General features: G+C 73.0%; 27 protein-coding genes. 13 read left to right on the forward strand and 14 right to left on the reverse strand.

Going from position 1 to position 26,966, the window contains the following annotated elements; translation table 11 throughout:
* Positions 1 to 7 precede the first annotated feature (7 nt).
* Together dxs and LBW97_RS18215 are read left to right on the forward strand one after the other, a co-directional pair.
* Positions 8 to 1,924, forward strand: coding sequence for a 1-deoxy-D-xylulose-5-phosphate synthase (dxs, locus tag LBW97_RS18210; RefSeq protein ID WP_224500778.1), 1,917 nt, complete (start codon positions 8 to 10; stop codon positions 1,922 to 1,924).
* Positions 1,925 to 2,010: 86 nt separating this feature from the next.
* A complete protein-coding gene (locus LBW97_RS18215) occupies positions 2,011 to 2,292 on the forward strand; it encodes an MTH1187 family thiamine-binding protein (protein WP_224500779.1) in 282 nt (93 codons plus the stop codon).
* 79 nt (positions 2,293 to 2,371) lie between these two features.
* Here LBW97_RS18215 and LBW97_RS18220 read toward each other — a convergent pair whose 3' ends face one another.
* The 3 genes from LBW97_RS18220 to LBW97_RS18230 form a co-directional block, all read right to left on the reverse strand.
* A complete protein-coding gene (locus LBW97_RS18220) occupies positions 2,372 to 2,779 on the reverse strand; it encodes a hypothetical protein (protein ID WP_224500780.1) in 408 nt (135 codons plus the stop codon).
* Positions 2,780 to 3,089: 310 nt separating this feature from the next.
* On the reverse strand, positions 3,090 to 5,174 hold the full coding sequence (locus LBW97_RS18225; protein ID WP_224500781.1) for a 3-hydroxyacyl-CoA dehydrogenase NAD-binding domain-containing protein: 2,085 nt from the start codon (positions 5,172 to 5,174) through the stop codon (positions 3,090 to 3,092).
* Positions 5,171 to 6,376, reverse strand: a complete 1,206-nt coding sequence (locus LBW97_RS18230; protein WP_224500782.1) for a thiolase family protein — start codon at positions 6,374 to 6,376, stop codon at positions 5,171 to 5,173. The genes LBW97_RS18225 and LBW97_RS18230 overlap by 4 nt, the downstream gene beginning before the upstream one ends.
* A 220-nt stretch (positions 6,377 to 6,596) precedes the next feature.
* Between LBW97_RS18230 and LBW97_RS18235 the strand changes: the two genes are divergently transcribed.
* The 3 genes from LBW97_RS18235 to LBW97_RS18245 all read left to right on the forward strand — a co-directional run bounded on the left by LBW97_RS18235 (position 6,597) and on the right by LBW97_RS18245 (position 9,838).
* Complete coding sequence (locus LBW97_RS18235; protein ID WP_224500783.1) at positions 6,597 to 7,682, forward strand: sugar ABC transporter substrate-binding protein; 1,086 nt, start codon at positions 6,597 to 6,599, stop codon at positions 7,680 to 7,682.
* Positions 7,683 to 7,755: 73 nt separating this feature from the next.
* On the forward strand, positions 7,756 to 8,556 hold the full coding sequence (locus LBW97_RS18240; RefSeq protein WP_224500784.1) for an ATP-binding cassette domain-containing protein: 801 nt from the start codon (positions 7,756 to 7,758) through the stop codon (positions 8,554 to 8,556).
* A 4-nt stretch (positions 8,557 to 8,560) separates the two neighbouring features.
* Entirely contained in the window at positions 8,561 to 9,838 is a 1,278-nt protein-coding gene (locus LBW97_RS18245; RefSeq protein WP_224500785.1) for a sugar ABC transporter permease, read from the forward strand.
* A 141-nt stretch (positions 9,839 to 9,979) separates the two neighbouring features.
* On the opposite strand, the gene LBW97_RS18250 is transcribed toward LBW97_RS18245, so the two are convergent.
* A complete protein-coding gene (locus tag LBW97_RS18250) occupies positions 9,980 to 11,218 on the reverse strand; it encodes a ribonuclease D (protein ID WP_308010508.1) in 1,239 nt (412 codons plus the stop codon).
* A 63-nt stretch (positions 11,219 to 11,281) separates the two neighbouring features.
* Positions 11,282 to 11,905, reverse strand: a complete 624-nt coding sequence (locus LBW97_RS18255; protein ID WP_224500786.1) for a DUF3000 domain-containing protein — start codon at positions 11,903 to 11,905, stop codon at positions 11,282 to 11,284.
* 119 nt (positions 11,906 to 12,024) lie between these two features.
* On the opposite strand from LBW97_RS18255, the gene hemE reads away from it, so the two are divergent.
* The 4 genes from hemE to hemQ all read left to right on the forward strand — a co-directional run bounded on the left by hemE (position 12,025) and on the right by hemQ (position 16,400).
* Positions 12,025 to 13,062, forward strand: coding sequence for a uroporphyrinogen decarboxylase (gene hemE / locus LBW97_RS18260; RefSeq protein WP_224500851.1), 1,038 nt, complete (start codon positions 12,025 to 12,027; stop codon positions 13,060 to 13,062).
* Complete coding sequence (gene hemG, locus LBW97_RS18265) at positions 13,059 to 14,423, forward strand: protoporphyrinogen oxidase (RefSeq protein ID WP_224500787.1); 1,365 nt, start codon at positions 13,059 to 13,061, stop codon at positions 14,421 to 14,423. The genes hemE and hemG overlap by 4 nt, the downstream gene beginning before the upstream one ends.
* A gap of 237 nt (positions 14,424 to 14,660) precedes the next feature.
* Positions 14,661 to 15,632, forward strand: a complete 972-nt coding sequence (locus LBW97_RS18270) for a hypothetical protein (protein ID WP_224500788.1) — start codon at positions 14,661 to 14,663, stop codon at positions 15,630 to 15,632.
* 51 nt (positions 15,633 to 15,683) lie between these two features.
* Positions 15,684 to 16,400 (forward strand): hydrogen peroxide-dependent heme synthase, encoded by a 717-nt coding sequence (hemQ, locus tag LBW97_RS18275; protein WP_224500789.1) that lies wholly within the window; start codon positions 15,684 to 15,686, stop codon positions 16,398 to 16,400.
* 66 nt (positions 16,401 to 16,466) lie between these two features.
* Here hemQ and msrB read toward each other — a convergent pair whose 3' ends face one another.
* The gene (msrB, locus tag LBW97_RS18280) at positions 16,467 to 16,883 is read right to left on the reverse strand and encodes a peptide-methionine (R)-S-oxide reductase MsrB (protein ID WP_224500790.1); all 417 of its coding nucleotides are present in this window, start codon (positions 16,881 to 16,883) and stop codon (positions 16,467 to 16,469) included.
* A gap of 133 nt (positions 16,884 to 17,016) precedes the next feature.
* Between msrB and LBW97_RS18285 the strand changes: the two genes are divergently transcribed.
* Positions 17,017 to 17,481, forward strand: coding sequence for a hypothetical protein (locus tag LBW97_RS18285; RefSeq protein WP_224500791.1), 465 nt, complete (start codon positions 17,017 to 17,019; stop codon positions 17,479 to 17,481).
* A gap of 128 nt (positions 17,482 to 17,609) precedes the next feature.
* Here LBW97_RS18285 and LBW97_RS18290 read toward each other — a convergent pair whose 3' ends face one another.
* A complete protein-coding gene (locus LBW97_RS18290) occupies positions 17,610 to 17,813 on the reverse strand; it encodes a cold-shock protein (protein WP_014377016.1) in 204 nt (67 codons plus the stop codon).
* Between the two features lie 155 nt (positions 17,814 to 17,968).
* A complete protein-coding gene (locus LBW97_RS18295; RefSeq protein ID WP_224500792.1) occupies positions 17,969 to 18,373 on the reverse strand; it encodes a hypothetical protein in 405 nt (134 codons plus the stop codon).
* A 251-nt stretch (positions 18,374 to 18,624) separates the two neighbouring features.
* Between LBW97_RS18295 and LBW97_RS18300 the strand changes: the two genes are divergently transcribed.
* Together LBW97_RS18300 and LBW97_RS18305 are read left to right on the forward strand one after the other, a co-directional pair.
* Positions 18,625 to 18,873 (forward strand): hypothetical protein, encoded by a 249-nt coding sequence (locus LBW97_RS18300; protein ID WP_224500793.1) that lies wholly within the window; start codon positions 18,625 to 18,627, stop codon positions 18,871 to 18,873.
* Between the two features lie 165 nt (positions 18,874 to 19,038).
* Entirely contained in the window at positions 19,039 to 19,674 is a 636-nt protein-coding gene (locus LBW97_RS18305; RefSeq protein WP_224500794.1) for a PilZ domain-containing protein, read from the forward strand.
* A 9-nt stretch (positions 19,675 to 19,683) separates the two neighbouring features.
* On the opposite strand, the gene LBW97_RS18310 is transcribed toward LBW97_RS18305, so the two are convergent.
* The 4 genes from LBW97_RS18310 to LBW97_RS18325 all read right to left on the reverse strand — a co-directional run bounded on the left by LBW97_RS18310 (position 19,684) and on the right by LBW97_RS18325 (position 23,819).
* Positions 19,684 to 20,751: a DNA polymerase domain-containing protein gene (locus LBW97_RS18310; protein WP_224500795.1), complete on the reverse strand. Its 1,068-nt coding sequence runs from the start codon at positions 20,749 to 20,751 to the stop codon at positions 19,684 to 19,686.
* A gap of 42 nt (positions 20,752 to 20,793) precedes the next feature.
* The gene (locus LBW97_RS18315; protein ID WP_224500796.1) at positions 20,794 to 22,353 is read right to left on the reverse strand and encodes an alpha/beta hydrolase; all 1,560 of its coding nucleotides are present in this window, start codon (positions 22,351 to 22,353) and stop codon (positions 20,794 to 20,796) included.
* Between the two features lie 84 nt (positions 22,354 to 22,437).
* Positions 22,438 to 23,505, reverse strand: coding sequence for an ATP-dependent DNA ligase (locus LBW97_RS18320; RefSeq protein WP_224500797.1), 1,068 nt, complete (start codon positions 23,503 to 23,505; stop codon positions 22,438 to 22,440).
* Between the two features lie 146 nt (positions 23,506 to 23,651).
* Positions 23,652 to 23,819, reverse strand: coding sequence for a hypothetical protein (locus LBW97_RS18325; RefSeq protein ID WP_224500798.1), 168 nt, complete (start codon positions 23,817 to 23,819; stop codon positions 23,652 to 23,654).
* On the opposite strand from LBW97_RS18325, the gene LBW97_RS18330 reads away from it, so the two are divergent.
* Positions 23,805 to 24,440, forward strand: a complete 636-nt coding sequence (locus tag LBW97_RS18330; RefSeq protein WP_224500799.1) for a 1,4-alpha-glucan branching protein — start codon at positions 23,805 to 23,807, stop codon at positions 24,438 to 24,440. The two genes, LBW97_RS18325 and LBW97_RS18330, sit on opposite strands and share 15 nt — an antisense overlap.
* 10 nt (positions 24,441 to 24,450) lie before the next feature.
* On the opposite strand, the gene LBW97_RS18335 is transcribed toward LBW97_RS18330, so the two are convergent.
* The gene (locus tag LBW97_RS18335) at positions 24,451 to 25,191 is read right to left on the reverse strand and encodes a dihydrofolate reductase family protein (protein ID WP_224500800.1); all 741 of its coding nucleotides are present in this window, start codon (positions 25,189 to 25,191) and stop codon (positions 24,451 to 24,453) included.
* A gap of 1 nt (position 25,192) precedes the next feature.
* Positions 25,193 to 26,947: a malto-oligosyltrehalose trehalohydrolase gene (gene treZ / locus LBW97_RS18340; protein WP_224500801.1), complete on the reverse strand. Its 1,755-nt coding sequence runs from the start codon at positions 26,945 to 26,947 to the stop codon at positions 25,193 to 25,195.
* Positions 26,948 to 26,966 lie beyond the last annotated feature (19 nt).

The following is a 26,966-nucleotide window of genomic DNA, read 5'->3' on the forward strand; positions in this document are numbered from 1 at the left end:
CCGCGCCGTGCCGATCCTGCGATCCCTCCGGGGCCCGGAGGACCTGCGTGCCCTCCCGGCCGAGCAGCTGCCCGCCCTCGCGGCGGAGATCCGCGACGCCCTGGTCACCAGCGTGGCGAAGACCGGCGGCCACCTCGGCCCCAACCTCGGCTGCGTCGAGCTGACCATCGCGCTGCACCGCGTGTTCGACTCCCCGCGGGAGCCGATCGTCTTCGACACCGGGCACCAGTCCTACGTGCACAAGATGCTCACCGGCCGCGTCGAGGGCTTCGAGCGGCTGCGTCAGCGCGGCGGGCTGTCGGGCTACCCGAGCCGCGCCGAGAGCGAGCACGACTGGGTCGAGAACAGCCACGCCTCCACCTCGCTGTCCTATGCCGACGGCCTGGCCAAGGCCTTCGCCGTCCGGGACGACAAGCGGCCGGTCGTGGCCGTGATCGGCGACGGCGCGCTCACCGGCGGCATGGCCTGGGAGGCGCTGAACAACATCGCCGCCGCCCAGGACCGGCCGGTCGTCATCGTCGTCAACGACAACGGTCGGTCGTACTCGCCGACCATCGGCGGCGTCGCCGATGCGCTGGCCACCCTGCGGCTGCGTCCGGGTTACGAGAACGCGTTGCTGCAGGTGCGCCAGGCCCTGCACAAGGCGCCCGTCGTGGGCTCCGCCCTCTACGACGCGCTGCACGCCATCAAGAAGGGCCTCAAGGACGTCCTGTCCCCGCAGGGCATGTTCGAGGACCTCGGCATGAAGTACGTCGGTCCGGTCGACGGGCACGACGTCGAGGTCATGGAGTCCGCGCTGCGCCGGGCCCGCTCCTTCGGCGGCCCGGTGATCGTGCACGCGGTGACCACGAAGGGCTTCGGCTACCCGCCGGCCGAGACCGACCAGATCGACGCCTGGCACGCCACCGGCGTCTTCGACCCCGACAGCGGCGCCAGCGTCGCCGCGGCCCGCGACTGGACGACGGCGTTCTCCGACGAGCTGGTGCGGATCGGGGCCGAGCGCTCCGACGTCGTGGCCATCACCGCGGCGATGCTGCACCCGACCGGCCTGGCCGCCTTCGCCGAGCGGTTCCCGGAGCGGACCTTCGACGTCGGCATCGCCGAGCAGCACGCGCTGACCTCCGCGGCCGGTCTGGCCATGGGCGGCCTGCACCCCGTCGTCGCCGTCTACTCCACGTTCCTCAACCGGGCGTTCGACCAGCTGCTCATGGACGTCGCCCTGCACAAGCAGCCGGTGACCGTCGTCCTGGACCGGGCCGGCGTGACCGGTACCGACGGCGCCTCGCACAACGGCATGTGGGACCTGTCGATCCTGTCGGTGGTCCCGGGCATCCGCGTGGCCGCGCCCCGCGACGAGTCGACGCTGAGGGAGGCGCTGCGCGAATCGGTCGCCGTCACCGACGGGCCGACCGTCGTCCGCTTCCCGAAGGGCGCCCCGCCGGTCGACATCCCGGCACTGGAGCGGCGCGGTCCGGTCGACGTGCTGCGGAACGACGAGCGGCGCGACGTGCTGCTCGTCGCCGTCGGCTCGATGGTGCCGATGTGCCTCGCCGCCGCCGAGCGGGCCGCCGACCACGGCATCGGCGTCACCGTCGTCGACCCGCGGTGGGTGCTGCCCGTGGCGCCGCAGCTGCTGGACCTGGCTGCCGGCTACCGGCTCGTGGTGACCGTCGAGGACGGCGGCCGGGCCGGGGGAGTGGGCACCACCCTCACCCAGGCGCTGCAGGACCGCGGCGTCGACGTGCCCGTGCGGTCGATGGGGCTGCCGCAGCAGTTCTTCGACCACGGCAGCCGCGGCCAGGTGCTCGCCGACGCCGGGCTGACCGAGCAGGACGTCGCCCGCCGGATCGCCGAGTGGAGCTCGCGGCTCGTCGAGCGGACCGACAACCACGTCGTCGAGCCGGTGGACGGCGCCCAGCAGTAGGAGAAGGACCCCGTCGCCCCCACCACCCACAGGCTCGTGGTGGGCCCTGCGACGGGGTCGGTTCCATCGCCTCACCAGGAGTTCCAGTGATCATCGCGGAGATCCAGGTGGCACCGTCGCCTCCTGGCACTGACGAGGACCCGCACGCGCACGTGGAGGCGGCGATCGCCGTTCTCCAGGCGTCGGGGTTGCGCTACGAGGTCGGGGCGCTCGGCACCACGCTCGAGGGCGAGGCCGACGAGGTGTGGGCGACGCTGCGAGCCGCGCACGAGGCGATGCTCGCCGCCGGCGCGAACGCGGGCCTCTCCCACATCAAGGTCGCCTCGGTGAACCGCACCATGGACAGCCTCACCGCCAAGTTCCGCTGACGGGCTGCGGGCCCGGTCAGCCTCGGTCGTCGCGTACGCGTACCCGTCGCAACCATCGGGTTCCCGCGACCAGCCCGCGTCAGTCCGCCATGCGCATGTCCACCCACGTGTCGTCCTCCGACGTCGTCGTTCCCAGCACCGTTCGTCCGCGTCCATCGGTGAGGTGCAGGTCGACGGGCAGCGCGCGGGCCTGCCAGCGGTACATCGCGGGGCAGGCGCGGTAGAGCGTGCGTGCGACGTCATCGTCGTAGCGATACGTGCGGACGACGGATGGTGGCGCCCAGTCGGGGATCTCGGACCCCGGCCATGAGCGCGACTCCACCCGCCGGAGGAGCGCGTCACCCAGCGCCTCGGCGAGCGCCTCGGCCGCGGGCGTCGGGTCCGCGTCGTCCTGCACCAGCCCGACCGTCCGCGCCCTCGGCGTCAGGGCGAGCAGCAACTCGAGGAAGGCCGGCCCGCGCACCTCGTCGCGGAACGTCAGGGTCACGCGCCGATCGTGTCAGTTCGGAGGGCCGGCATGTGCGAGGGCAACGGTGCCGCGGTGCGGGCGCGAGTGCCGCGCTGCAGGGCAGCACTGGCACCCACACCGCGGCTCCCGCCGCGGATGACGGAGTGCGCCGTCTGTGGGTGGTCCGCCGGCCTCACTCCCATCTGGCCGCGGCCGGTGCCGCGGTACGGGCGCGAGTGCCGCGCTGCGGGGCGGCACCGGCGCCCACGCTGCGGCACCCGCGGTCCCCGGAACGACGAACGGCCCGGCTCCCTCCACGCTGAGGGGGCCGGGCCGTTCGGGTTCGGGATCAGGCGGGGAGCGAAGCCACGCCCTGCGGCAGGAACCGGGAGCCGGTCACCCGCTCGGAGACGCCGGTCCGGTCCAGGTAGGCGGTGATGCCGCCCAGCCAGAACGGCCAGCCCGCGCCGAGGATCATGCACAGGTCGATGTCCTGCGCGGCCTGCACGACGCCCTCGTCGAGCATCAGCCGGATCTCCTGCGCCAGCGCCTCGACCGCGCGGTCGTGCACCTGCTCCGCGGTGAGCGGGGAGTCGCCGGTGAACGCCTCGGCCAGCTCGGGGTCGACGACGCCCGGCTCGGTGAAGACGCTCGCCTTGCCCAGCTCGACGATCCGCTTGAGACCCTCGCCGACGGCGAACCGGTCGGGGAACGCCTCGTGCATGCGCTCGGCCACGTGCAGCGCCACCGCGGGGCCGACGAGCGAGAGCAGCTCGAACGGCGTCATCGGCAGGCCCAGCGGGTCGAGGGCGCGCTCGGCGACCTCCACCGGCGTGCCCTGCTCCACGGCTGCGGTGACCTCACCGAGGAAGCGGGTGAGGAGGCGGTTGACCACGAACGCCGGGGCGTCCGCGACCAGCACGCAGCTCTTCTTCAGCGACTTGCCGACGGCGAAGGCGGTGGCCAGCGACGCGTCGTCGGTCTGCTCGGCACGGACGACCTCCAGCAGCGGGAGGACGGCGACCGGGTTGAAGAAGTGCAGGCCGACCACGCGCTCGGGGTGCTGGAGCTTGGAGGCCATCTCGGTCACCGACAGCGCCGAGGTGTTGGTCGCCAGGACGCACTCGGGGGAGACGATCGCCTCCACCTCGGCGAACACCTGCTGCTTGACCGACATCTCCTCGAACACGGCCTCGATGACGAGGTCGGCGTCGGCGAAGACGTCCTTGGACAGCGAGCCGGTGACCAGGGCCTTGAGCTGGTTGAGCTTGTCCTGGTTCAGTCGGCCACGCAGGGCCAGCTTGTCCAGCTCGCCGTGCACGTAGGCCACGCCCTTGTCCACGCGGGCCTGGTCGATGTCGGTCAGCACGACCGGCACCTTCAGCTGCCGCACGAACAGCATCGCCAGCTGCGAGGCCATCAGCCCGGCGCCCACGACGCCGACCTTGCTGACCTTGCGGGCCAGCTTCCTGTCCGGCGCGCCGGCCGGCCGCTTGGCCCGCTTGTTCACCAGGTCGAAGGAGTAGAGCGAGGCCCGCAGCGGGTCGCTCATCAGCAGCTCGGTGAGCGCGTCGTCCTCGGCGGCGGTGCCGGTGGTGAAGGCCTCGCCGTCCACGCCGGCCTTCGCCAGCTCCAGCAGGTCCACCGAGCGCACGGCGCCGGGGGAGGCGTTCCGGGTACGGGCTGTGACGACGCCGCGGGCGCGCGCGATCGCGTCGTCCCACGCCGAGCGGTCCACCTCGGGGCGGTCGACCGACACCGAGCCGCCGAGCACGCCGACGGCCCACTCGAGCGAGCGCTCGAGGAAGTCGGCCGGCTCGAAGAGCGCGTCGGCGATGCCGAGCGACGCTGCCTTCGGCGCCGGCGTCATCTTGTTCTGCGCCAGGGCGTTCTCGACGATCACCGTGACGGCGGCGTCGATGCCGATCAGGTTCGGCAGCAGCTGCGTGCCGCCCCAGCCGGGGACCAGCCCGAGGAACGCCTCGGGGAAGCCGACGGCCGCGCCGCCGCTCATGGTGCGGTAGTGGCAGTGCAGCGCCAGCTCCAGGCCACCACCGAGGGCCACGCCGTTGACGAAGGCGAACGTCGGGACCGACGAGTCCTTCAGCCGGCGGAACACCCGGTGGCCGGTCCCGGCGATCTCGCGGGCGGCCGACTCGTCGGTCACCGAGGGAACGCCGGAGAGGTCCGCGCCGACGGCGAAGATGAACGGCTTGCCGGTCACGCCGATCGCCGCGGGGGCGGGGGAGTGTGCGGCGATCTCGTCCAGCGCGGCGTCCAGCGAGGCCAGCCCGCCGGGGCCGAACGTCGACGGACGGGTGTGGTCGTGCCCGTTGTCGATGGTGATCAGCGCGAACTCGCCGGAGAGCCCCGGCAGGTTCAGGAACCGGACCTTGGCCTCGGTCACGACCTCGTTCTCGAAGACAGCAGTCACTTCGCCGCCCCTTCCCAGTTGGGGTTCTCCCAGATCACGGTGGCGCCCATGCCGAGGCCGACGCACATGGCGGTGAGGCCGTAGCGGACGTCGGGGCGCTCGGCGAACTGCCGCGAGAGCTGGGTCATCAGGCGGACGCCGGAGGAGGCCAGCGGGTGGCCGACGGCGATGGCGCCGCCCCACATGTTGACGCGCTCGTCGTCGTCGGCGATGCCGAAGTGGTCGAGGAACGCCAGCACCTGGATGGCGAAGGCCTCGTTCAGCTCGAACAGGCCGATGTCCTCGATGGTCAGCCCGGTGCGGGCCAGTGCCCGCTCCGTGGAGGGGACCGGGCCGATGCCCATGACCTCGGGCTCGACGCCGACGAAGCCGTAGCCGACCAGGCGCATGCCGATGTTCAGGCCGAGCTCCTCGGCGACGTCCTCGGCGGCCAGCAGGCAGCTGGTCGCGCCGTCGTTGAGACCGGCGGCGTTACCGGCGGTCACGTTGCCGTGCGGGCGGAACGGCGTCTTCAGCGTGCCCAGGCCCTCGAGGGTGGTCTGCGGCCGCGGCGGCTCGTCGACGGTCGCGACGCCCCAGCCGTTCTCCGCCGAGCGGGTCGCCATGGTGACCAGCTCCGGGCCGATCTTGCCGTTGGCGAGCGCCTTGGCGTACTTCTGCTGGCTGGCCAGCGCGAACGCGTCGGCGCGCTCCTTGGTCAGGTGCGGGAACCGGTCGTGCAGGTTCTCCGCGGTGGAGCCCATGACCAGCGCGGAGGGGTCCACCAGCTTCTCGCTGATGATCCGCGGGTTGGGGTCCACGCCCTCGCCCATGGGGTGGTTGCCCATGTGCTCGACACCGCCGGCGATGGCGACGTCGTAGGCACCGAAGGCGATGCCCGATGCGGTGGTGGTCACCGCGGTCATGGCGCCGGCGCACATGCGGTCGATGGAGTAACCGGGAACGGACTTCGGCAGCCCGGCGAGCAGCGCCGCGGTGCGGCCCAGGGTCAGGCCCTGGTCGCCGATCTGGGTCGTGGCGGCGATGGCCACCTCGTCGACCCGGTCGGCGGGCAGCTCGGGGTTCCGGCGCAGCAGCTCGCGGATGCAGCGGACGACGAGGTCGTCGGCGCGCGTCTCGGCGTAGATGCCCTTGGGGCCGGCCTTGCCGAAGGGAGTGCGTACGCCGTCGACGAAGACGACCTCACGCAGCGAGCGGGACATGAGACCTCCGCAGGATTCGTAGCCGGCCCGGCAGGGTCCGGCGAGCTCCAAGTTACCCGTCGGTAACCGCGCGGCCAAGCATGGGACCGCCCCCGTTCGGGGGGCTTCCGGTCACGGTCCGGCAACGGGGACCGGGGGCGGTTGCGGCTTCGGCGGGACGGCGCGCAAGATGTGCCGCTGGAATTTCTCTGTAACCCCAACGAAATGGCAGGTCACCCTGATGGCGCGACGGCGCGCAGTGACGACGGCTCTCGCCGCCGGTCTGGTGTTCGGTCTGGCCGCGTGCGGCGGCGACTCGGGCAGCGGCGGCGGCGGCGAAGGCGGCAGCAACGCCGAGGGCAAGGTCGGCGTGATCCTCCCCGACACCGAGTCCTCGGTCCGCTGGGAGAGCTTCGACCGCCCCTACCTCGAGGAAGCCTTCGAGGAGGCCGGCGTCGAGGCCGTGATCCAGAACGCCGAGGGCGACGCCCAGCGGCAGGCCACCATCGCCGAGCAGATGATCACCGAGGGCGTCACCGTCCTGGCGATCGTCAACCTGGACTCCGCCTCGGGCGCGCAGATCCAGGAGAAGGCCGCGGCCGAGGGCGTGCGCACCATCGACTACGACCGGCTCACGCTGGGCGGGTCGGCGGAGTACTACGTCTCCTTCGACAACACCGAGGTCGGCCGCCTGCAGGGCCAGGGTCTCGCGCAGTGCCTCGGCGACGAGCCGGCGAACATCGCCTTCCTCAACGGCTCGCCCGACGACAACAACGCCACGCTCTTCTCCAGCGGCGCCCACGAGGTGCTCGACGAGATGACGCAGTACACCCAGGTGGCCGAGCAGGCCGTCCCCGAGTGGGACAACCAGGAGGCTGCGACGATCTTCGAGCAGCTGTACACCCAGGCGGGCGGCAACATCCAGGGTGTCCTGGCCGCCAACGACGGCCTCGCCAACTCGGTCATCCAGATCCTGGGCCGCAGCAACGCCGCGGGCGCCAACAACGTGACCGGTCAGGACGCCACGGTGGAGGGTCTGCAGAACATCCTCGCCGGCGACCAGTGCATGACGGTCTACAAGCCGATCCGTGAGGAGGCCACGGCGCTCGCCGAGCTGGCCATCGCCCTGATCAACGACGAGGAGCCCGAGACCACGGGCAGCGTGGAGGACGTCGAGGGCGACCGCGAGGTCCCGTCGGTCCTGCTGACCCCGATCTCGATCTTCCGGGACAACGTCAAGGACGTCGTCGACGACGAGTTCGTCACCGCCGAGGAGCTGTGCACCGGCGAGTTCGCCGCCGCCTGCACCGAGCTCGGCATCAAGTAATCCCCTGCAGTCGGGGCGCCCTCCGCATCCGGAGGGCGCCCCGATCCGCACGTCCCTCCAGAGAGGAAGCCTCGTGAGCGTGCCGCAGCCGGAGGACAGGACCCCGATCCTCGAGCTCCGTGGCGTCGACAAGAGCTTCGGCGCCAACCAGGTCCTGCACGGCGTGGACCTGAAGGTCTACCCCGGTCAGGTCACCGCGCTCGTCGGTGACAACGGGGCGGGCAAGAGCACGCTGATCAAGGCGATCGCGGGCATCCACCCGATCGACGACGGCCAGATCCTCTTCGATGGCACCCCCGTCGACGTCTCCGGTCCCCGGGACTCGGCCAAGCTGGGCATCGAGGTCGTCTACCAGGACCTCGCGCTGGCCGACAACCTCGACGTCGTCCAGAACATGTTCCTCGGGCGCGAGCGCAAGAACGGCTTCGTCCTCGACGAGGTCTCCATGGAGGAGGCCGCCCGCGACACCCTCAGCAAGCTGTCGGTCCGGACGCTCAAGTCCGTGCGCCAGCTCGTCTCGAGCCTCTCCGGTGGCCAGCGGCAGACCGTCGCCATCGCCAAGGCCGTGCTCTGGGAGTCCAAGGTCGTCATCCTCGACGAGCCGACCGCGGCCCTCGGTGTCGCACAGACGCGCCAGGTGCTCGACCTCGTCCGACGGCTCGCCGACACCGGCCACGCCGTCGTCTTCATCTCCCACAACATGGTGGACGTCTTCGAGGTGGCCGACCGGGTCGCCGCTCTCTACCTCGGTCGCATGGCTGCGGACATCCCGATCTCGGAGGTCAACCGCGGCCAGGTCATCGAACTGATCACCGCGGGCCGGTCGGGCGACATCGGCATCGCTCCCGCCACCGTCGCGGCCGTGGAGGTCTGAACGCATGTCCAGCAACACCATCACCGACTCCCCGAGCGCGCAGGAGCCCGGCGGCTTCGAGGGCGACCGCAGCGTCGACTCGCTCGGCGGCTCGGCCCGCGCCTACATCTCCCGGGTCCGGGGCGGTGACCTGGGGGCGCTGCCCGCGATCCTCGGCATCGTCGCCCTGGGCGTGCTGTTCTTCGTCCTTCGGCCGGAGACGTTCCTGACCCCCCGCAACATGGCCAACCTGGCCGACCAGGCGGCGCCGATCATCATCCTGGCGATGGGCCTGGTCTTCGTCCTCCTGCTCGGGGAGATCGACCTGTCCGCGGGCGTCGTCAGCGGCGTCTGCGCGGCCGTCATGGCCAAGCTGCTCGCCGACGCCGGCGCCCCCTGGTACGTCTCGGTGGCGGCGGCGATCGTCACCGGCGTCGCGATCGGCCTCTTCACCGGCAGTCTCGTCGGGCTGATCGGCATCCCGTCGTTCGTGGTCACCCTGGCGCTGCTCCTGGGCTGGCAGGGTGTGACCCTGCGGCTCATCGGCCAGGGCGGCACCGTGCCGGTGCGCGACGAGGTCATCTCGGGCATCAGCGACCGCAACGTGCCGGTCGCCCTGGGCTGGGTCCTCGCGCTCGTAGTGGTGGCCCTCTACGCGGCGCTCCAGCTCAACCGCTGGCGCACCCAGAAGGCCAAGGGTCTGGCCCACCAGCCCCTCGCCGTGATCGTGCTGCGCATCGCGGTCATCGCCGCGGTGGTCGTCCTCGTGACGGCCGTGCTCAGCGTCGACCGGGCGCCCTCGCCCGCGGTGGTGCTCGCCGGCATCCCGTACGCGATCCCGCTGGTGATCCTGCTCCTGCTGCTGCTGACCTTCGTGCTCGGCCGGACGAGCTTCGGGCGGCACATCTACGCCGTCGGTGGCAATGCCGAGGCGGCGCGGCGGGCCGGCATCAACGTCACGAAGATCAAGGTCTCGGTTTTCGTGATCGGGTCCACGCTCGCGGCCATCAGCGGCATCGTGGCCGCCGCGCGACTGGGCTCGGTGGCCCCGGGGTCCGGCGGCGGCAACGCGCTGCTGTACGCCGTGGGTGCGGCGGTCATCGGTGGCACGAGCCTCTTCGGTGGCCGTGGCCGCGTGCGCGACGCCGTCCTCGGTGGTCTGGTCGTGGCGATCATCGCCAACGGCCTGGGCCTGCTGGGCGTCGAGGCGTACCTGAACTACATCATCACCGGTGGCGTGCTGCTGCTCGCCGCGAGCGTGGACGCGCTGGCCCGCCGCCGGGCGGCGGCGACCGGCCACTGACCCCTGCCGCCCGCCGTGCTCAGCGCCGGCGGGCGGCAGGCGCTCCACGCGAGGGGACGAACGACCCCTCGAGATACGCCGAAAGGGGCTCTCGGACACGGTCCGGGGCCCCTGTCGGCGTATCTCGCCGCAGGCTGGGCGCTAGGCGCGGGTGAGGGCGTCGGTGAGCAGGTCGGCGGTCAGCTCGACCTGCCACTCCCGGGCGCCGGCGGCGCGCAGCGCGGCCTCGACGCCGGAGCGCTCCCGCGGCTCCGGCGGGCTCCACATGATCCGGCGCACGAGGTCGGGGGAGACGATGTTCTCCACCGGCACCGAGTGCTTCTCGGACAGCTCGGCGAGCCCCGCGCGGGCCGCCTGCAGCCGGGTGGCCGCGGCGGGGTCGCGGTCGGCCCACCGATTCACCGGCGGCGGGCCGTCACCGGGCTTGCTCTGCAGCGGCAGCTCGTCCTCGGGCAGCGCCCTGCCGCGGGCCAGTGCGGTGAACCAGTGCGCGACCAGGCGGCGGTTGGCCCGCCCGCGGAACACCGGCAGCTCCAGCAGCGCGCCCTCGTTCTTCGGGTCGGCCTGGACGGCGGCCACCATCGCGGCGTCGGGCAGCACGCGGCCGGGCGCGATGTCCCGCTTGCGGGCCAGCATGTCGCGGGCCTCCCAGATCGCCCGGAGCATGCCCAGCTGGCGACGGCTGCGCAGCGCGTGCATGCCGGAGGCGCGCCGCCACGGATCCAGCTTGGGGGCAGGCGGGCCGGCGGCGAGGATCGCCTCGAACTCCTGCCGGGCCCACTCGGTCTTGCCCTGCTCCTCGAGGATCGCGGCCAGGGCGTCCCGCAGGTCGACCAGCACCTCGACGTCCAGCGCCGCGTAGACCAGCCACTCCTCGGGCAGCGGCCGGGTGCTCCAGTCCGCGGCGGAGTGCCCCTTCTGCAGCGAGAACCCGAGCAGGGACTCCACGACGGCGCCCAGGCCCACCCGGGGGAGTCCGGCGAGACGGGCGGCCAGCTCGGTGTCGAAGATCCGCGCGGGGACCAGCCCGATCTCGGCGAGGCAGGGGAGGTCCTGGTTGGCCGCGTGCAGCACCCACTCGGCCTCGGCGATCGCCGCCTGGAGGACCGACAGGTCCGGCAGAGGGACGGGGTCGACCAGGCCGGTGCCGGAGCCGTTGCGGCGCAGCTGGACCAGGTAGGCCTTCTGGCCGTAGCGGTAGCCGGAGGCGCGCTCGGCGTCGACGGCGACCGGGCCGGTGCCCGCGCGCAGCGCCTCGGCGTACTCGACCAGCTGGGTGGACGTCTCGATGACCGGGGGGAGACCGTCTCGCGGGGCCAGGAGCGGGGTCGCCTCCGGAGCGGTGTCCTGCTCCGGTTCGGGAGCGGGGTCGGTGCTCAGTTGCCGTCCACCTTCTTGCCGGTCCTCGTCTGTCGGGCTGCTGCCCGTTCCGCCGGTCCGATGTTAGAGAGTCTCGCTACCGACCCGGTCGGAGGGACCCAGCAGCCGCACCCCGGGCGGCGGAAGACCGGCCGCATTGCCCAGGACCTCGAGCCACGCCTGCAGGTGCCGCCCGAGGTCGGTGTCCTCCGCGGTCCAGGAGGCGCGCATCTCGACGTCGACCGAGTGCTCGGGGCCGGCGAGCTCCCCGAAGCGGGTGGACGCCGTCCGGGTCACGGTGCCGCCGACGGTGTGGGAACCGGCGCCGGCCTCGGCGAGGGCGTCGGTGAGCCAGCTCCAGGCGACCTCGGAGAACATCGCGTCGTCGACCAGCTCCTCGTCTGTCTCCGCGGAGAGGTAGCCGACGCAGCGCATCGTCCCGTTCCAGGCCTCGTGGCCCTCGGGGTCGAACAGCACGATGAAGCGTGCGCTGGCGATGTCGTCCTCGGGGTCGTCGGGATCGAGGACGTTCGCCGCGACCGCGTGCGCGAACGGCGCCAGGCGCTGCGGGGCGGGGATGGGCTCGAGCTCGATCTCCGGCCGGACGACGACGGCGGCCAGGGATTCGAGGGCGGCGCGGAAGGCCGCCGGGACGTCAGGGACGTCCCGGGCGGGTTCCCCGGCGTTCGCCAGGTTGCGCGGCTCCACGAGCGCAGAGTAGGCCGGGTGGACGAGCGGGGCCGCAGACGCGCCGCACGTCCACCCGACGCGCCGGGAGACCGACTGGCACCCGTCTGGGAGAATCGACGTCCGTGAGTGCTGCTGCAGTGTCGGGGTCCCCGGCCGATTCCGATCTCGTCCGTGCCGCACGCGGCCTCCCGGTGAGCCGCACCCCGGTGTGGTTCATGCGCCAGGCCGGACGTTCGCTGCCCGAGTACCGGGCCCTGCGCGCCGGCACCAAGATGCTCGACGCCTGCCAGGACCCCGATCTGATCACCGAGATCACCCTGCAGCCGGTGCGCCGGCACGGGGTGGACGCGGCGATCTTCTTCTCCGACATCGTGCTGCCCCTCGTCGTCGCCGGGGTGGACATCGAGATCAAGCCGGGCGTCGGCCCGGTCGTGGCGAATCCGGTGCGCACCGTCGCCGACGTCGACGCGCTGCCCGACCTCCAGCCCGGGCAGCTGGGCTTCCTGGAGGAGGCGGTCCGCCGGCTCGTCGCCGAGCTCGGGTCGACGCCGCTCATCGGGTTCGCCGGTGCGCCCTTCACGCTGGCGACCTACCTGATCGAGGGCGGCCCGTCGAAGGAGCACGCCCGCACCAAGGCGTTCATGTACGCCGAGCCGGAGGCCTGGTCGCGGCTGCTGCAGAAGCTGTCGGTGTCCTCGTCCACCTTCCTGCGGACGCAGATCGACGCCGGCGCCTCCGCCGTGCAGCAGTTCGACTCCTGGGCCGGCGTGCTGTCCGCGGCCGACTACGCCGAGCGCGTGCTGCCGCACTCCCGCGCCGTGTTCGACGGACTGGGCGAGCGCGACGTGCCGCGGATCCACTTCGGAGTGGGCACCGGAGAGCTGCTGCCGCTGATCGGCGACGCCGGTGCCGACGTCGTGGGCGTCGACTGGCGGATCCCGCTCGACGAGGCCGCCCGCCGGGTGGGCCAGGGGCGGTCGCTGCAGGGCAACCTCGACCCCGCCGTCCTGCTGGCCGACCGGGAGACCGTCGACCGCGAGGTGTGCCGCGTCGTCGAGCAGGCGAAGGCGGCCCGCGGGCACATCTTCAACCTCGGCCACGGCGTGCTGCCCGACACCGATCCCGGCGTGCTCACCCACGTCGTCGAGCTGGTCCACGAGCTCACGACTCCATGAGTCGGCGCCTGGTCGTCGTCGGGGCCGGCATCACCGGCCTGGCCGCCGCCTTCGAGTGGCGCCGGCGCCGGCCCGACGACGAGATCGTCGTTCTCGAGGCGGGCGACCGGATCGGCGGCAAGGCACACCGGATCCAGCTGGCCGGGCACTGGTACGACACCGGCCCGGAGGCGATGCTCGCGCGGGTTCCCGAGGCGATCGCGCTGGTCGAGGCGCTCGGACTGGGGCATCGGCTGGTCGCGCCGGCGACCACGCAGGCGTCGGTGGTGCTGCCCGAGGGGCGGTTCCCGCTGCCGGCCGGCACGGTGCTCGGCGTTCCGACCTCGGCGGACGGGCTCGACGGCTTCCTGTCGCCCGCGGGCGTGGCGCGGGTGCGGGCGGAGGCGGACCTGCCGCCGCTCATCGTGGCCGGCGACGTCTCCGTGGGCGGGCTGCTGCGCGAGCGGCTCGGCGACGAGGTGGTCGACCGGCTGGTCGAGCCGCTGCTCGGCGGGGTCTATGCCGGCCGGGCCGACGAGCTCTCGCTGCAGGCGACGATGCCGGCGCTCTTCGCGCACCTGTCCGAGGGCTCGGTGCTCGCCGCGGCGGCGGCCGCCCGCGACGCCGGCGCCCGCAGCCGCGGCGACGTCGACGGGCCGGTGTTCATGACCGTCGACGAGGGCATCGGGTCCCTGCCCGCCGCGCTGGTCGCGGCCGCCCGCGCCGAGGTCCGGCTGCGCACCCCCGCTCACGGGATCCGACGCACCGCCACCGGGTTCGAGGTCTCGACCGGGCAGGTCGCCACGCCGGAGGTGCTGACCGCCGACGCCGTGCTGGTCGCCGCGCCCGCGGGGAAGGCCGCCCGGCTGCTCGGCCGGGTGGCGCCGGACGCCGTCGAGCCGTTGCAGGGGATCCCGTACGCGTCGATGGCCGTCGTCGCGATGGCGTTTCCCGCCCAGGACGTCGACGCCGGCTCCGGGCTGCTCGTGCCGCCGGTGACCGGGCGGCTGGTGAAGGGCGTGACCGTCTCCTCGTCGAAGTGGCCGCACCTCGGAGGGAACGTGCTGCTGGTGCGCTCGTCGGTGGGCCGGTTCCGCGACGAGTCCGAGCTGCAGCGCACCGACGAGGATCTCGCCGCCGCCGTGGTCGCCGACGTCGCCGACCTGCTGGAGCTCGCTCGCCCGGAGCCGATGGAGACGGCAGTGGTGCGCTGGGGTGGCGGGCTGCCGCAGTACCTCGTCGGCCATCCGGCCCGGGTCGACGCGATCCGCGCGGCCGTCGCCGAGGTGCCCGGGCTGGGCATCGCGGGCGCGGCGTTCGGCGGGCTGGGCATCCCCGCCTGCATCCGGGACGCCTCCCGCGCCGTCGACGCGCTGCTGTGAACCCCGGGCATCATCGGACGTCGGCCGGCGTTGGACTGCGGGTGAGCACGACGTATCACCCGAACCGCAGGAAGACCGTCCCTACGACCACCGTCCGATGCCTCCGCCACCACGTCTGGATGGCGTCGTGCGGTGACTGCCGCGAGGCACACGGACCCGCCCGTCCCGACGCGGGGCGGACGGCGGACTGAGCACCACGCGGTTGCAGGTGCGACTCCGGACCCGCAGGGTCGGAGGATGACCAGCACCTTCGTCCGCGGCCTGGCGGCCGGCGCCCTGGGCACCGTCGTCCTCGACGCCGTCAACTACCTCGACATGGCCGCGCGCGGCCGCGGTGCGAGCACCGTGCCCGACCGGATCGTCGATGCCGTCGCGTCGAGGATCGACCAGGACGTGCCCGGACGCGGCGCCACCCGCCGCAACCGGCGCAGCGCCCTCGGCGCGCTGGCCGGGATCGGGAACGGGCTGGCGACCGGGGTGGCCGCCAGTGCGCTGCGCTCCGCCGGCGTCCGGCTCCCCGCCCCGGTCGGCGCGGTCGTCGCCGGGGCGACGTCGATGGCGCTGACCGACGGCGCCATCGCCGGGCTCGGAGTGGACGACCCGCGCACGTGGACGACGCAGGAGTGGCTGGCCGACGCCGTTCCGCACCTCGCCTTCGGCGCCGCGGTCCAGACGGTCCTGGAGAACGTGCCGGCCGAGCAGGAGCGGGCCGACCCCCGCGGACCGGCGTCGGCCGGGATGGTCGTGCGGTCGGCGCTGCTGGGCGTGGCCACCGGCTGCCGGGGTTCGCTGGGGCTGGCGGGGCCGGCGCTCACCGCGCCGTCCCGGCCCGGGCTGCCGGGACGGACCTCGGGACTGCGCAAGGCCCTCGCCGTGGTGGCGGTCGGCGCCGAGCTGACCGGTGACAAGCAGCCGAGGACCCCCGACCGCACCACGCCGGGAGCGTTCTCCTCCCGGCTGCTCGGGGCGTCGACCGGAGCCTCGCGGCTGGCCGAGCGGGAGCGGGTCAACGGGGCGCTGCCGGTGCTGGCCGCGCTGGCCGGGGCCGCCGCCGGCTCCACCGGCGGCCTGGCCTGGCGGCGGTGGGCGAGCAGCCGCATGCCGGACCTGCAGGCAGCCCTCCTCGAGGACGGCGTCGCGCTGCTGCTGGCCGCGGCGGCCTGTCTGCCCGGGCGGTCGCGGCCGCCGATGGTCGCCGTCCCGGCCTAGATCACAGACCCGCGCGCCCTGCCGTGCGGCGCCGCGCGCGACAATGGCGGCATGAGCGACCAGGTCGACGAGCGCAGCATCGGCAAGCGGGCCAACGAGCTGAACGCCAGCATCCGGTACACGATGTGGTCGGTGTTCAAGCTGGCGCAGCCGTTCGGTGACGAGCAGCGGAGCGCCGCCGGCGACGAGGCGGCGGCCCTGATCGAGGAGCTGGCCGGCAAGGACGTCGTCGTCCGCGGCACCTACGACCTCAGCGGCCTGCGGGCCGACGCCGACCTGATGGTGTGGTGGCACTCCTCCTCGGCCGAGGCGCTGCAGGAGGCCTACACCCGGTTCCGGCGCACGGCGCTGGGCCGGCGGCTGGACCCGGTCTGGTCGCAGATGGCGCTGCACCGCCCCGCGGAGTTCAACCGCAGCCACATCCCGGCGTTCCTCGCCGACGAGGAGCCGCGCCGCTTCGTCTGCGTCTATCCGTTCGTGCGGTCCTACGAGTGGTACCTGCTGCCCGACGAGGAGCGGCGCGACATGCTCAAGGAGCACGGCATGCAGGCGCGGCCGTATCCCGACGTCCGGGCCAACACGGTGGCCTCGTTCGGGCTGGGCGACTACGAGTGGATGCTCGCCTTCGAGGCCGACGAGCTGCACCGCATCGTCGACCTCATGCGCGACCTGCGGGCCAGCCGCGCCCGCCGGCACGTGCGCGAGGAGGTGCCGTTCTACACCGGCACCCGCAAGCCGGTCGCGGAGCTGGTCCGAGACCTGCCATAACCGCGCGCAGACGCATGAGGGCGGCCACCGAGCACTCGGTGGCCGCCCTCATGCGTACGGATGCGGTTACTCGGCCGGCTTGAGCCGGATGGACACCGAGTTGATGCAGTAGCGGTCGCCGGTGGGCGTCTGCGGGGCGTCGTCGAAGAGGTGCCCCATGTGGCTGTGGCAGGTGCCGCACAGCACCTCGGTGCGGATCATCCCGTAGCTGCGGTCCTCGCGGAGGATCACGTTGTCCTCGGCGGAGGCCTCGTAGAACGACGGCCAGCCGCAGTGCGAGTCGAACTTGGTCTCCGAGCGGAACAGCTCGGCGCCGCAGGCGCGACACTCGTAGACGCCGACGGTCTTGGTGTCGACGTACTCACCGGTCCAGGCCCGCTCGGTTCCGGCCTGGCGGAGCACCGCGTACTCCTCGGGGGACAGCTGCGCGCGCCACTCCTCGTCGGTCCTGGCGACCTTGGGCTGCGATGCGGAGGTGGTCATGCCGGAACGAACGAGCGGGGCCGCAGCACCATTCCCGGGATCACCGCCGCGGGCCCGCCTCGCGAGCCGGCGCTCCACCGCCCCGCTCACCCGGACGGGTGGGCGGGGCGGTGGCATGCCGGACACTGGGGGAGTGAGCACCCCTGACGCACCGCTGCCCGACGCCTGGTTCACCCGCGACCTCCCGGTGCTGCGGGCCATCGCCCGGCTGGTCGACGGTCCCGAGCACGGTGGCTCGCCCTATCTGCTCGGCGCGGTGGTGCCCGCCAGCGGCCTGCCCAAGGCCGAGGTGGTCTCGGCGGCGAAGGCGCTGGCGGCCGCGGGCTTCATCGAGCCGATCACCAACCACGCCGGCGACATCGTGCGGATCACGGCCATCTCGGCCGAGGCGCGGCGGCTGGCCGGCCTGTGGCCGACGCCGCAGGGGGAGTGGGACCGGCTGCTGGAGCAGGTGGAGGCCCGGGCGGCGAACGCGCCCATCGACGTCGAGCGGCAGCGGTGGCGCGCTCTGGCCGATGCGGCGGTCGCCGTCGGACCGGATGCCGGCGCGCTGCTCATGCAGTCGCTCATCGGCGGGTACGTGCCGCGCAGGCGCTGAGCAGCCGCACGAACGACGGCACCACGAACGACGGCACCACGAACGACAGCACCACGAACGACAGCGCCCCCGCCCGGAGTTCCGGGCGGGGGCGCTGCGCTGATCAGACGATCAGACCGATCCGAAGATCAGAGGGGGGTGACGTTCGCAGCCTGCGGGCCCTTCTGGCCCTGCTCGATGTCGAACGCGATCCGCTGGCCCTCATCGAGCGAGCGGTACCCGCTGGACTGGATGGCCGAGTAGTGGACGAAGACGTCCGGTCCGCCGCCGTCGGGGGTGGCGAAGCCGAACCCCTTCTCCGCGTTGAACCACTTGACAGTTCCTTCGGGCATTGCTCGCTCCTAGCTGAGGTGGTGCATCGGGGTCCTGCCATAGCGCAGGGCCTTCCCGACGCCACGACCCTAGCGAATGTTCACCGGAAGGGAACACGCTGCCGCAGAACTGTGACCTGCGACTCTTCCGGGCGCGGCGGAACGCGGCTGACCGGTCACAGCAGGTGGCCGGGCTCCTCCGGGAAGGAGGGGGCGGTCCGGCGACGACGGCTGTACGCGCCGATCGTGTAGGTGCTGCCCGATGACGGCGCCGGCGCGGGGGCCGACGGGAGGGCCAGCGGCTCCGGACGCCAGGAGCGGACGCCGATCGGCGCCGCTCGCTCCCACTCGACCGGCTCGTCGCCGGTCAGTCGCGAGGCGACGGACCGGCCCCAGCGCTCAGCGCCCAGCTTGAGCCCGAGCAGTGCGGCGAGGGCCAGGGAGACGGTGAGGAACGCGTCGGTCACCGCCGTCGCCACGTCCAGGGCGGTGATCCGCGGCCAGCCGACGGTCGCGAGGGAGTGGCCGACCATCTCGATGACGACGTAGCAGACGCCGTACACCAGCAGCCAGGCCCTCACGATTTTCCCTCCGTCGGAACTCCTGACCCTGCATCGGCCCCGGTCGGGGGGTGCCTGAGGCCTGGAGGGGACGAAGGCAAGCCGCCTCACCCGTGCGGGGGAGGGGCGCCGGCACCGCGCTGCGGGAAGCAGCGACGGTCGGCTGTCTTGCGGTTTTCCTGCGGTTCTCTCGGCACCACCGTGCGCCTGGGGCCCCACGGTGAGAAAGCCGGACGGATCCGGCACTCAGCACCGAAACCAGGAGAACCTCGATGCGCACCGCAGCCGCCCCCTTCGCGCCCCTCCACCTCGCCGCCCAGGACGGGCTCGGCGTGCTCCTGCGGGACATCGACGACCTGCACGACGCCGACCTGGACCTCATCCTGGCCGACCGTCTCGCGGAGTCGGCGGTCGCGCTGCGGGCGGCCGTCGCGGCCGCGACCCTGGCGATGGAGGTGGCCGGTCCGGCTGCTCTCGCCGCGCACGCCCTCGGCGCGGGGGCCCACCGGCTCGCCTCCTGAGCGCCGAAACCGGGCCTCACCCCAGGGGGTGAGGCCTGTCCCGCAGGCGAAAACCTGCGGGACACGCCCGCCGATACACAGGGTGGCGGACGGCCTGTCGCTTAACTGTGGCCGACACGGTCACGAGGCCGTCCCGTTCCTTATGTGTGCAGGTGGAGGATCCCGATGAGCGACACCAACGCTGTCCGGCCGGAGGTGAGCACGTCCGCCGACGTCACCCTGGTGGCCCGCGGCATCACCGTGACGGCCTCCGTGGAGGTGTCGACGGAGTTCGTCATCTCGGTGCGTCCGCACGGCGAGGGCACCGCCTGGAAGACCTCGGTCAAGCCGGGTGACTCCGTGGAGCTCTACTGGGTCTCCGGCTACGAGGAGCGCACGCTCCCGGCCAAGATCACCGGGCTCGACGACGAGGGCGAGGACGTCCTCTGGAACCTGACGGCCACCGGTGCGGCCGAGCGCAGCCAGCGCCGCCGCGCCGTGCGCGCCCGCGCCGAGGTGCCGGTGACCATGCCGTGGACCGACGGCATGCTGTCGGGACTGACGGTCGACCTCAGCGAGGCCGGGCTGCGTGCCCTGGTCGACGGGTGGGGGCTGCCGCCGGACAACGGTTCCCGGCTCGACATCAGCGTCGCCCTCAACGAGCGCACGGTGCACCTCAGGGGCGAGATCGTCCGGCACACGGTGCAGGGGCCCCGGTGGCTGCTGTCCGTGAAGTTCCTCGACGTCCCCGAGGCCGACGGCGACTCGCTGCGCCGCCGGGTGTTCCAGGCGCTCCGCGAGGAGCGCGCGGCCGCCGACTGAGTCGCAGGGTCAGCCCTCGGCCGCCGCGGACTTCCGCGCGCGGCTGGGCTGGACCCGCATCGGCTCGCCCGGCATCTTCGGGTAGTCCGGGGGATACGGCAGGTCGCCCATCCCGGCGTCGGCCTCCTGCTTGTCCGCCAGCTCCAGCAACCCGGTGATGTCGAAGGCGTGCTCGGCGAGCCCGGCGTGCTTGTCACCGACCTCGCGGAACCGCGCCGGCATGGTGCGGACGTCGAAGTCGAACGGTGAGACGTCGGGGAGCTCGTCCCAGTCCACCGGCGCGGACACCGGGGCGTGCGGCTTGGGGCGGATCGAGTACGCCGACGCGATCGTGCGGTCCCTCGCCATCTGGTTGTAGTCGATGAAGATCTTCTCGCCGCGCTCCTCCTTCCACCACGACATCGTCACGCGGTCGGGCAGGCGGCGTTCCAGTTCACGGCCGAAGGCGATGACCGACCGGCGCACCTCGGTGAAGGTCCAGCGCGGCTGGATCGGCACGTAGATGTGCACGCCGCGCCCACCCGAGGTCTTCGGCCAGCCCTCCATGCCGAACTCGTGCAGCAGCTCGCGCACGTGCGGGGCCACCCACACGGCGTCGGAGAAGTCGGTGCCCGGCTGCGGGTCGAGGTCGATGCGGATCTGGTTCGGCGACTCGACGTCGGCCTTGCCCACCGGCCACGGGTGGAAGGTCAGCGTGCCGAGGTTGGCGCACCACGCCACGACGGCGACCGAGTCGGGGGCGATCTCGTCGGCGGTGCGGCCGCTGGGAAAGGTGATGTGCGCCGTCGGCACCCACGGCGGAGCGTTCTTGGGCACCCGCTTCTGGTAGAACGCGTCGCCGCTGTTGTCCATCCGCGTGGAGATCCGGGCGCCGTCGAAGACCCCGCCGGGCCAGCGCTCGAGCGTCGTCGGCCGGTCCTTCAGCGCGAAGAGGATGCCCTCGCCGACGGCGATGAAGTACTCGACGACGTCGATCTTCCGGATCCCCAGGTCCCCGAAGTAGGGCTTCTCCGGGTTGGAGACGCGCACCTCGTGCCCGTCGACGTCGAGGACGACGGCGTCCTTGCTGCTGGCCATGGCACCCGCTCCGCTCGTCGTTCCGTCATCAGGCCGGGCAGGTCAGGCCGGGCAGGTCAGCCCGTCCAGGGGAGCCACCAGGTCGATCAGGTAGGCGTTCACGGCCGCCGTGACGCAGTCGGTCTTCGGATAGGCCGTGTGGCCCTGACCCTGCCAGGTGAGCAGGACACCGCTGGTCAGGTCCTCCGCCATGTCGACGGCGCCGGGCAGCGGGGTGACGGGGTCGCCCTGGTTGCCCACCACGAGGATCGGGGCGCTGCCCTCGGCGTCCCGGTCCGGGAGGGGCGTGCGGTCGGCGTCCCAGACCGAGCAGGTGAACAGCCCGGCCGCGGAGCCGGCGCCGAAGAGCGGGTACTCCTGGCTCCACTCGGCGACCAGAGCCCGGATCTCGCTCTCCTCCACCGTCTCGTCGGTGTCGGCGCAGTTGATCGCGAGGTTGGCGTCCAGCAGGTTCGAGTAGGACTTGTCCTCGAGGCGGCCGGTGAGCTGGTCGGCCAGGGAGAACAGCGCCTTGGCGTCGCCGTCCCGGGCCGCACGCAGGCCCTGGGCCAGCTGCGGCCAGGAGGCGGTGTCGTACAACGCGGCCTGGACGGCGGTGACGACGACGCCCGGCGTCGCCTGCCGGGTCTCGCCCTCGGCGCTGCTGGGGATCGGGGCGCCCGCGGCCTGGGCCAGCAGGTCGTCCACGAAGAGGCGGGGGTCGGGGCCCAGGGGGCAGCCGGCGATGAGCGCCTTGCAGTTGTCGGCGAAGGCGTTGAAGCCCCCCTCGAAGCCTGCGGCGCTCGCCTCGGCGTCGCCGACGAGATCGGTGTCGGGGTCCACCGCGGCGTCGAGCACCATCGCCCGCACCCGGTCGGGGAAGAGCTCGGCGTAGGTGGAGCCCAGCGTCGTCCCGTAGGAGTAGCCGAGGTAGGTCAGCTGCTCGTCACCGAGGGACTCGCGCAGCTGCTCCATGTCGCGTGCGGTGTCGACGGTGTTGAAGGTGCCGAGGGCGTCGCCGTACTCCTCGGCGCAGCCCTCGGCCACCTCGCGGGTGAGGGCGAACACGTCGTCGAGCTGCTCGGCGGTGGTCGGCCGCGGCTCGGCGGCGACCAGCCGGTCCTTGAGCTGGCCGGGGATGCACTCCACCGGCGTCGAGAGCCCCACCCCGCGCGGGTCGAAGCCGACGACGTCGAAGCGCCGCAGCACGTCCTCGGGGAGGGTCAGCGCCAGTCCGATCGCCGCGTCGGCGCCGGAGCCCCCGGGACCGCCGGGGTTCACGACCAGCGAGCCGATCCGCTCGGTCTGCCCGGCGGGCTTGGCGCGGACGAGGAACAGCGGCAGCGTCGCGCCGCTCGGCTCGTCGTAGCTGATCGGCACCTCGGTGCGACCGCACTCGAAGAAGATGTCCCGCTCGCTGCCCTGCTGGCCCTCGATCAACGGCTGGATCTGGGCGTCGCAGTCGCTCCACTCGATCGGCTGCGGCTCGGCCTCCGTGGGCGTGGCACTGGCGGCCGCGGGGTCGGGGGAGCTGTCGCCGAAGGAGGTGCACCCGGCCAGTGCCAGCGGGAGGGCCAGCAGCAGGCTGGACGCGACGGCCGGGAGGCCACGGTGCAGACGCATGATCACGAGACTAGGAGGCTCGCGGTCCCCGTGCAGGCGCTCGCTCCCGATCGAGCGACCTGACGGTGCCGCCATCGCGCGCTGTCACCCCTCGAGCACCTCGGCCAGGTCGTAGCGAACCGGCACGTCGAGCTGGTCGTACGTGCAGCTGAGCGGGTCCCGGTCGGGGCGCCAGCGGAGGAACTGACCGGTGTGACGAAGTCGTCGCCCCTCGAGCTGGTCGTACTTGATCTCGACCACCAGTTCCGGGCGCAGCGGCACCCAGGAGAGGTCCTTCTTCGCGTTCCACCGGCTGACCGCCCCCGGCATGCGGTTCTCCCCGTTCTCCTGGACCTGGGCGTTGGCCCAGTCCTGCCACGGGTGCCCGTCGAGCGCCTCGGCGCGGTAGGGCGCCAGCTCCTCGACCAGCTCCGCTCGGCGCTTCATCGGAAAGGAGGCGGCGACGCCGATGTGCTGGAGGACGCCGTCGTCGTACAGGCCCAGCAGAAGGGAGCCGACGATCGGCCCGCTCTTGTGCCAGCGGAACCCGGCGACCACGCAGTCGGCGGTGCGCACGTGCTTCACCTTGGTCATCAGCCGCTGGTCGGGGCCGTAGGGAAGGTCGGCGGCCTTGGCGACGACGCCGTCCAGGCCGGCGCCCTCGAACGTCTCGAACCAGCGCTCCGCCGTCGCGGGGTCCCGCGTCGCCCCGGTCAGGTAGAGGGGGGCGTGCACCCCTGCCAGCGCCGTCTCCAGCCGGCTGCGCCGCTCGGAGAACGGCGCCTCCAGCAGCGACTCGTCGCCGAGGGCCAGCAGGTCGAAGGCGACGAAGGAGGCCGGCGTCTGCTCGGCGAGCAGGTTGATCCGGGACTCGGCGGGATGGATGCGCTGGAGCAGCGCCTCGAAGTGCAGCCGGTCCCCGCGCGGCACGATGATCTCGCCGTCGACGACGCAGCGCTCGGGCAGCTGCTCCTTGACCGCCGCGACCACCTCGGGGAAGTAGCGGGTCAGCGGGCGCTCGTTGCGGCTGCCCAGCTCCACCTCGTCGCCGTCGCGGAAGACGATGCAGCGGAAGCCGTCCCACTTGGGCTCGTACAGGAAGTCGCCGACGGGCACCTTCGTCGCGGCCTTGGCCAGCATCGGCTTCACCGGCGGCTGCACGGGGAGATCCATGCCGGTCAGTGAAGCAGTCGGGGGTGACGCCGACCGACCCGGCGGCCCTCGGATCAGCCCTCCTCGACGCCGGTCCAGGGCGGAAGGACCCGCGTCACCGCGTCGGGGGACGGGACCTACGGCCGCGACTCCTTCGATCCGCGGGGCTAGTCGACGCCGACCCCCTCCTCCCGGACCCCTCCGTCGCCCACCACGACGGACTCGTGGGCCCCGCCGGTGGCGATCGCGGTGACGACCTCGGTGAGCTGGTCCAGCTGGCAGAGGGAGCGTGCGCGCGGGCCGCGTGCGAGGGTGCGGGCATGGCGACGATCCACCGGACGACGATGGCCCCGGGCAAGCTCGAGCTGCTGACCGAGTGGCTGCCCGGTCGGCCCTGGTACCGGGGCGCCGGTCGCCCGGAGCTCGGCCGGGCCGGGGGGTTCCGCCTCGACGACCCCGCAGGTGAGGTGGGGCTGGAGTTCATGGTCGTCTCCGACATCGACGGCACGACGTACTTCGTGCCGGTGACCTACCGGGGTGCCGAGCTGCCCGGTGCGGAGCCGGGGCTGATCGGCACCTCCGAGCACGGCGTCCTCGGCACCCGCTGGATCTACGACGCGGCGCACGACCCGGTGGCGGTCGCCCAGCTGCTGGCCTTCCTGGCCGGCGACGTCGAGGCACAGCACCAGAGCGAGAGCGACACGCTCGACCCCTCCGTCGGCCGCCGCTGGGGCCTCGACGCCGTGGCCGGCGCGACGGTCCTGCGGGTCACCGACGACGAGGCCGAGCGCACCGTCGTGAGCCTCGCCGTCGACGGCGGGCGCGAGCTCTCGCTCGACGTCGTCCGCGTCCTGCAGCCGGCCAACGACGAGCAGCCGGGCGTGGGATCGGTGACGGCGCAGTGGACCGGAGCGGACGGCGCCCCGATCCGCGGAACGGTGGTCGTCGTTCGCTGAACCCGTCGGCCTACGGGAGGTTCGAGCCGCCCACCGTGTAGCGGGTGAAGAGCATCCCGTCCTCCTCCAGCACCTGACGGAGGCAGAGGCGCACGGGCCCGGCCAGCGCCCCGTCGAGCAGCCGGGTCTCACCGCCGATCAGGGTGGGGGAGAGCGAGAGGTCGAGCTCGTCGACGGCCCCGGCGGTCAGGGCCGTGCGCAGCAGCTGCGGGCCGCCCTCGCTGGTCACCTGCTCGAGCCCGCGGTCGGCGAGGGCGTCGAGGGCCGCCGGCAGGTCGACGTCGTCGTCGCCGCAGACGAGCACGTCGACTCCGGCGGCGGTCAGCGCCGCGCGACGGTCCGGATCGGAGGCCCCGCAGGTGACCAGGATCGTGGGGGAGACGGCGTCGGCGACCAGGGCGCCCGCCGGGTCGAGCGATGCCCGCCGGGACACGACGGCGACCGGCATCGAGGGCGTGCGGCCCAGCGACTCCCGGAGCCGGCCGACCGCGGAGCCGGGCAGCACCGGGTGGTACCCCTCGGCGGCGGCGGTGCCGTGCCCGACGAGCACGACGTCGGCCAGCGCCCGCAGCGTCCGGAACACCCGCCGGTCGCCCGGGGAGCCCAGACCCTCGCTCACCCCGTCGACGGTGATGGCGCCGTCGTGCGAGGCGATGAAGTCCATCCGCAGCCAGCGGCCGGGCGGGCAGCGGTAGGCCGCGACGAGGGCGTCGTCGTCGAGCTCGGCCGGGTCCGGGAAGAGCCGGCGCACGTCAGCGGGTGCTCAGGATCGCCGCGCTCTCCGCGGGGAGGGTCACGGTCGTCCCGTCCAGCTGCGGCTCGTCACCGGTGGAGAAGACCACGCCGACCGCGGCCCGGTCCAGGGCGATCTCCCGCGGCTGACCGGCGAGGTTGGCCACGACCCGCAGCGCGCCGCGGTGCACGGTCATCGTCCGGTCCTCGTCGTCCCAGCTGACCTCGACCGCGGTCAGATCGGGGTCGACCAGGTCGGGCTGCTGCTTGCGGAGCGCGAGCAGTGCCTTGTGCACCGCGAGCAGGCGGGCGTGCGGCTCCTTCTCCGGCTCGGCCCAGTCGAGCTTCGACCGGGTGAAGGTCTCCGGGTCCTGCGGGTCCGGCACGACCGCCGGGTCCCAGCCGTGCTCGGCGAACTCGCCGATGCGGCCCTTCGCCGTCGCCTCGCCGAGCTCGGGCTCGGGGTGGCTGGTGAAGAACTGCCAGGGGGTCGTCGCGCCCCACTCCTCGCCCATGAACAGCATCGGCGTGAACGGGGTGGTGAGCACCAGCGTCGCGCCGACGGCGAGCAGGTCGGGGGAGAGGGTCTCGGAGATGCGGTCACCGGTCGCCCGGTTGCCGATCTGGTCGTGGTCCTGCAGGTAGCCGAGGAACTTCCAGCCCGGCAGGCGGGCGGTGTCGACCGGCCGGCCGTGCGAGCGCCCGCGGAAGCTGGACCAGGCGCCGTCGTGGAAGAAGGCGCCGGTGAGCGTCTTGGCCAGCCCGCCGAGACCGGCCTCGGCGAAGTCGGCGTAGTAGCCCTGGCCCTCACCGGTCAGCGTGGTGTGCAGCGAGTGGTGGAAGTCGTCGCTCCACTGCGCGTGGATGCCGCTGCCGCCGGCCTCGCGGGGGGTGACCATCCGCGGGTCGTTCAGGTCGCTCTCCGCGATGAGCGTGAGCGGTCGGCCGACGGCGACCGAGAGCTTGTCCACCTCGGCCGACATCTGCTCGAGGATCGGGGTGGCGCGCTCGTCGACGAGGGCGTGCACGGCGTCCAGCCGCAGCCCGTCGACGTGCATGTCGCGCAGCCACATCAGCACGTTGTCGAGGATGTAGCGACGGACCTCGTCGGAGTCCGGGCCGCTGAGATTGATCGAGTCGCCCCAGGTGTTCGAGCCGCCCTCGGCGAAGATCGGGAAGTACAGCGGCAGGTAGTTCCCCGACGGGCCCAGGTGGTTGTAGACGACGTCCTGGATCACGCCGAGGCCGCGCTGGTGGCAGGCGTCGACGAACCGCTGGTAGGCCTCCGGGCCGCCGTAGGTCTCCTGCACCGCGTACCAGAGGACGCCGTCGTAACCCCAGTTGTGCGTGCCGTTGAACGCGTTCACCGGCAGCAGCTCGACGAAGTCGACGCCGATCCCGACCAGGTGGTCCAGGCGCTCGATGGCCGAGTCGAGCGTGCCCTCGGGGGTGTAGGTGCCGATGTGCATCTCGTAGACGACGCCGCCGGCCAGCGGGCGCCCGGTCCAGGCGGAGTCCCCCCAGGAGTACGCCGAGGGATCGAACCGGCGGGACAGGCCGTGCACGCCCTCGGGCTGACGGCGCGACCGCGGGTCGGGCCGGGGCGTGTCGTCGTCGCCCAGGAGGAAGCCGTAGTCGGCGTCCGGGCGCGCCTCGATCTCCGCGCGCCACCATCCGCCGTCGTCCCGGCGCAGATCGTGGACTGTGCCGTCGACCTGCACTCGCACGCGTTCGGGCAGGGGCGCCCAGACGGCGAATTCGACGGGAGCGGGCATGCGGGAGCCTCCGATGAGG

This window comes from Blastococcus sp. LR1 (genome assembly GCF_020166105.1).
Lineage (GTDB): Bacteria > Actinomycetota > Actinomycetes > Mycobacteriales > Geodermatophilaceae > Blastococcus.

Excerpts from the sequence above, each read along its gene's own strand:
- LBW97_RS18230 (WP_224500782.1), bottom strand. The coding sequence starts at position 6,376 with ATGTCCCGCTCGCTGCGTGAGGTCGTCTTCGTCGACGGCGTACGCACT.
- LBW97_RS18235 (WP_224500783.1), top strand. The coding sequence starts at position 6,597 with ATGGCGCGACGGCGCGCAGTGACGACGGCTCTCGCCGCCGGTCTGGTG.
- LBW97_RS18245 (WP_224500785.1), top strand. The coding sequence starts at position 8,561 with ATGTCCAGCAACACCATCACCGACTCCCCGAGCGCGCAGGAGCCCGGC.
- hemG (WP_224500787.1), top strand. The coding sequence starts at position 13,059 with ATGAGTCGGCGCCTGGTCGTCGTCGGGGCCGGCATCACCGGCCTGGCC.
- LBW97_RS18270 (WP_224500788.1), top strand. The coding sequence starts at position 14,661 with ATGACCAGCACCTTCGTCCGCGGCCTGGCGGCCGGCGCCCTGGGCACC.
- hemQ (WP_224500789.1), top strand. The coding sequence starts at position 15,684 with ATGAGCGACCAGGTCGACGAGCGCAGCATCGGCAAGCGGGCCAACGAG.
- msrB (WP_224500790.1), bottom strand. The coding sequence starts at position 16,883 with ATGACCACCTCCGCATCGCAGCCCAAGGTCGCCAGGACCGACGAGGAG.
- LBW97_RS18290 (WP_014377016.1), bottom strand. The coding sequence starts at position 17,813 with ATGCCCGAAGGAACTGTCAAGTGGTTCAACGCGGAGAAGGGGTTCGGC.
- LBW97_RS18300 (WP_224500793.1), top strand. The coding sequence starts at position 18,625 with ATGCGCACCGCAGCCGCCCCCTTCGCGCCCCTCCACCTCGCCGCCCAG.
- LBW97_RS18305 (WP_224500794.1), top strand. The coding sequence starts at position 19,039 with ATGAGCGACACCAACGCTGTCCGGCCGGAGGTGAGCACGTCCGCCGAC.
- LBW97_RS18310 (WP_224500795.1), bottom strand. The coding sequence starts at position 20,751 with ATGGCCAGCAGCAAGGACGCCGTCGTCCTCGACGTCGACGGGCACGAG.
- LBW97_RS18315 (WP_224500796.1), bottom strand. The coding sequence starts at position 22,353 with ATGCGTCTGCACCGTGGCCTCCCGGCCGTCGCGTCCAGCCTGCTGCTG.
- LBW97_RS18320 (WP_224500797.1), bottom strand. The coding sequence starts at position 23,505 with ATGGATCTCCCCGTGCAGCCGCCGGTGAAGCCGATGCTGGCCAAGGCC.
- LBW97_RS18330 (WP_224500799.1), top strand. The coding sequence starts at position 23,805 with ATGGCGACGATCCACCGGACGACGATGGCCCCGGGCAAGCTCGAGCTG.
- treZ (WP_224500801.1), bottom strand. The coding sequence starts at position 26,947 with ATGCCCGCTCCCGTCGAATTCGCCGTCTGGGCGCCCCTGCCCGAACGC.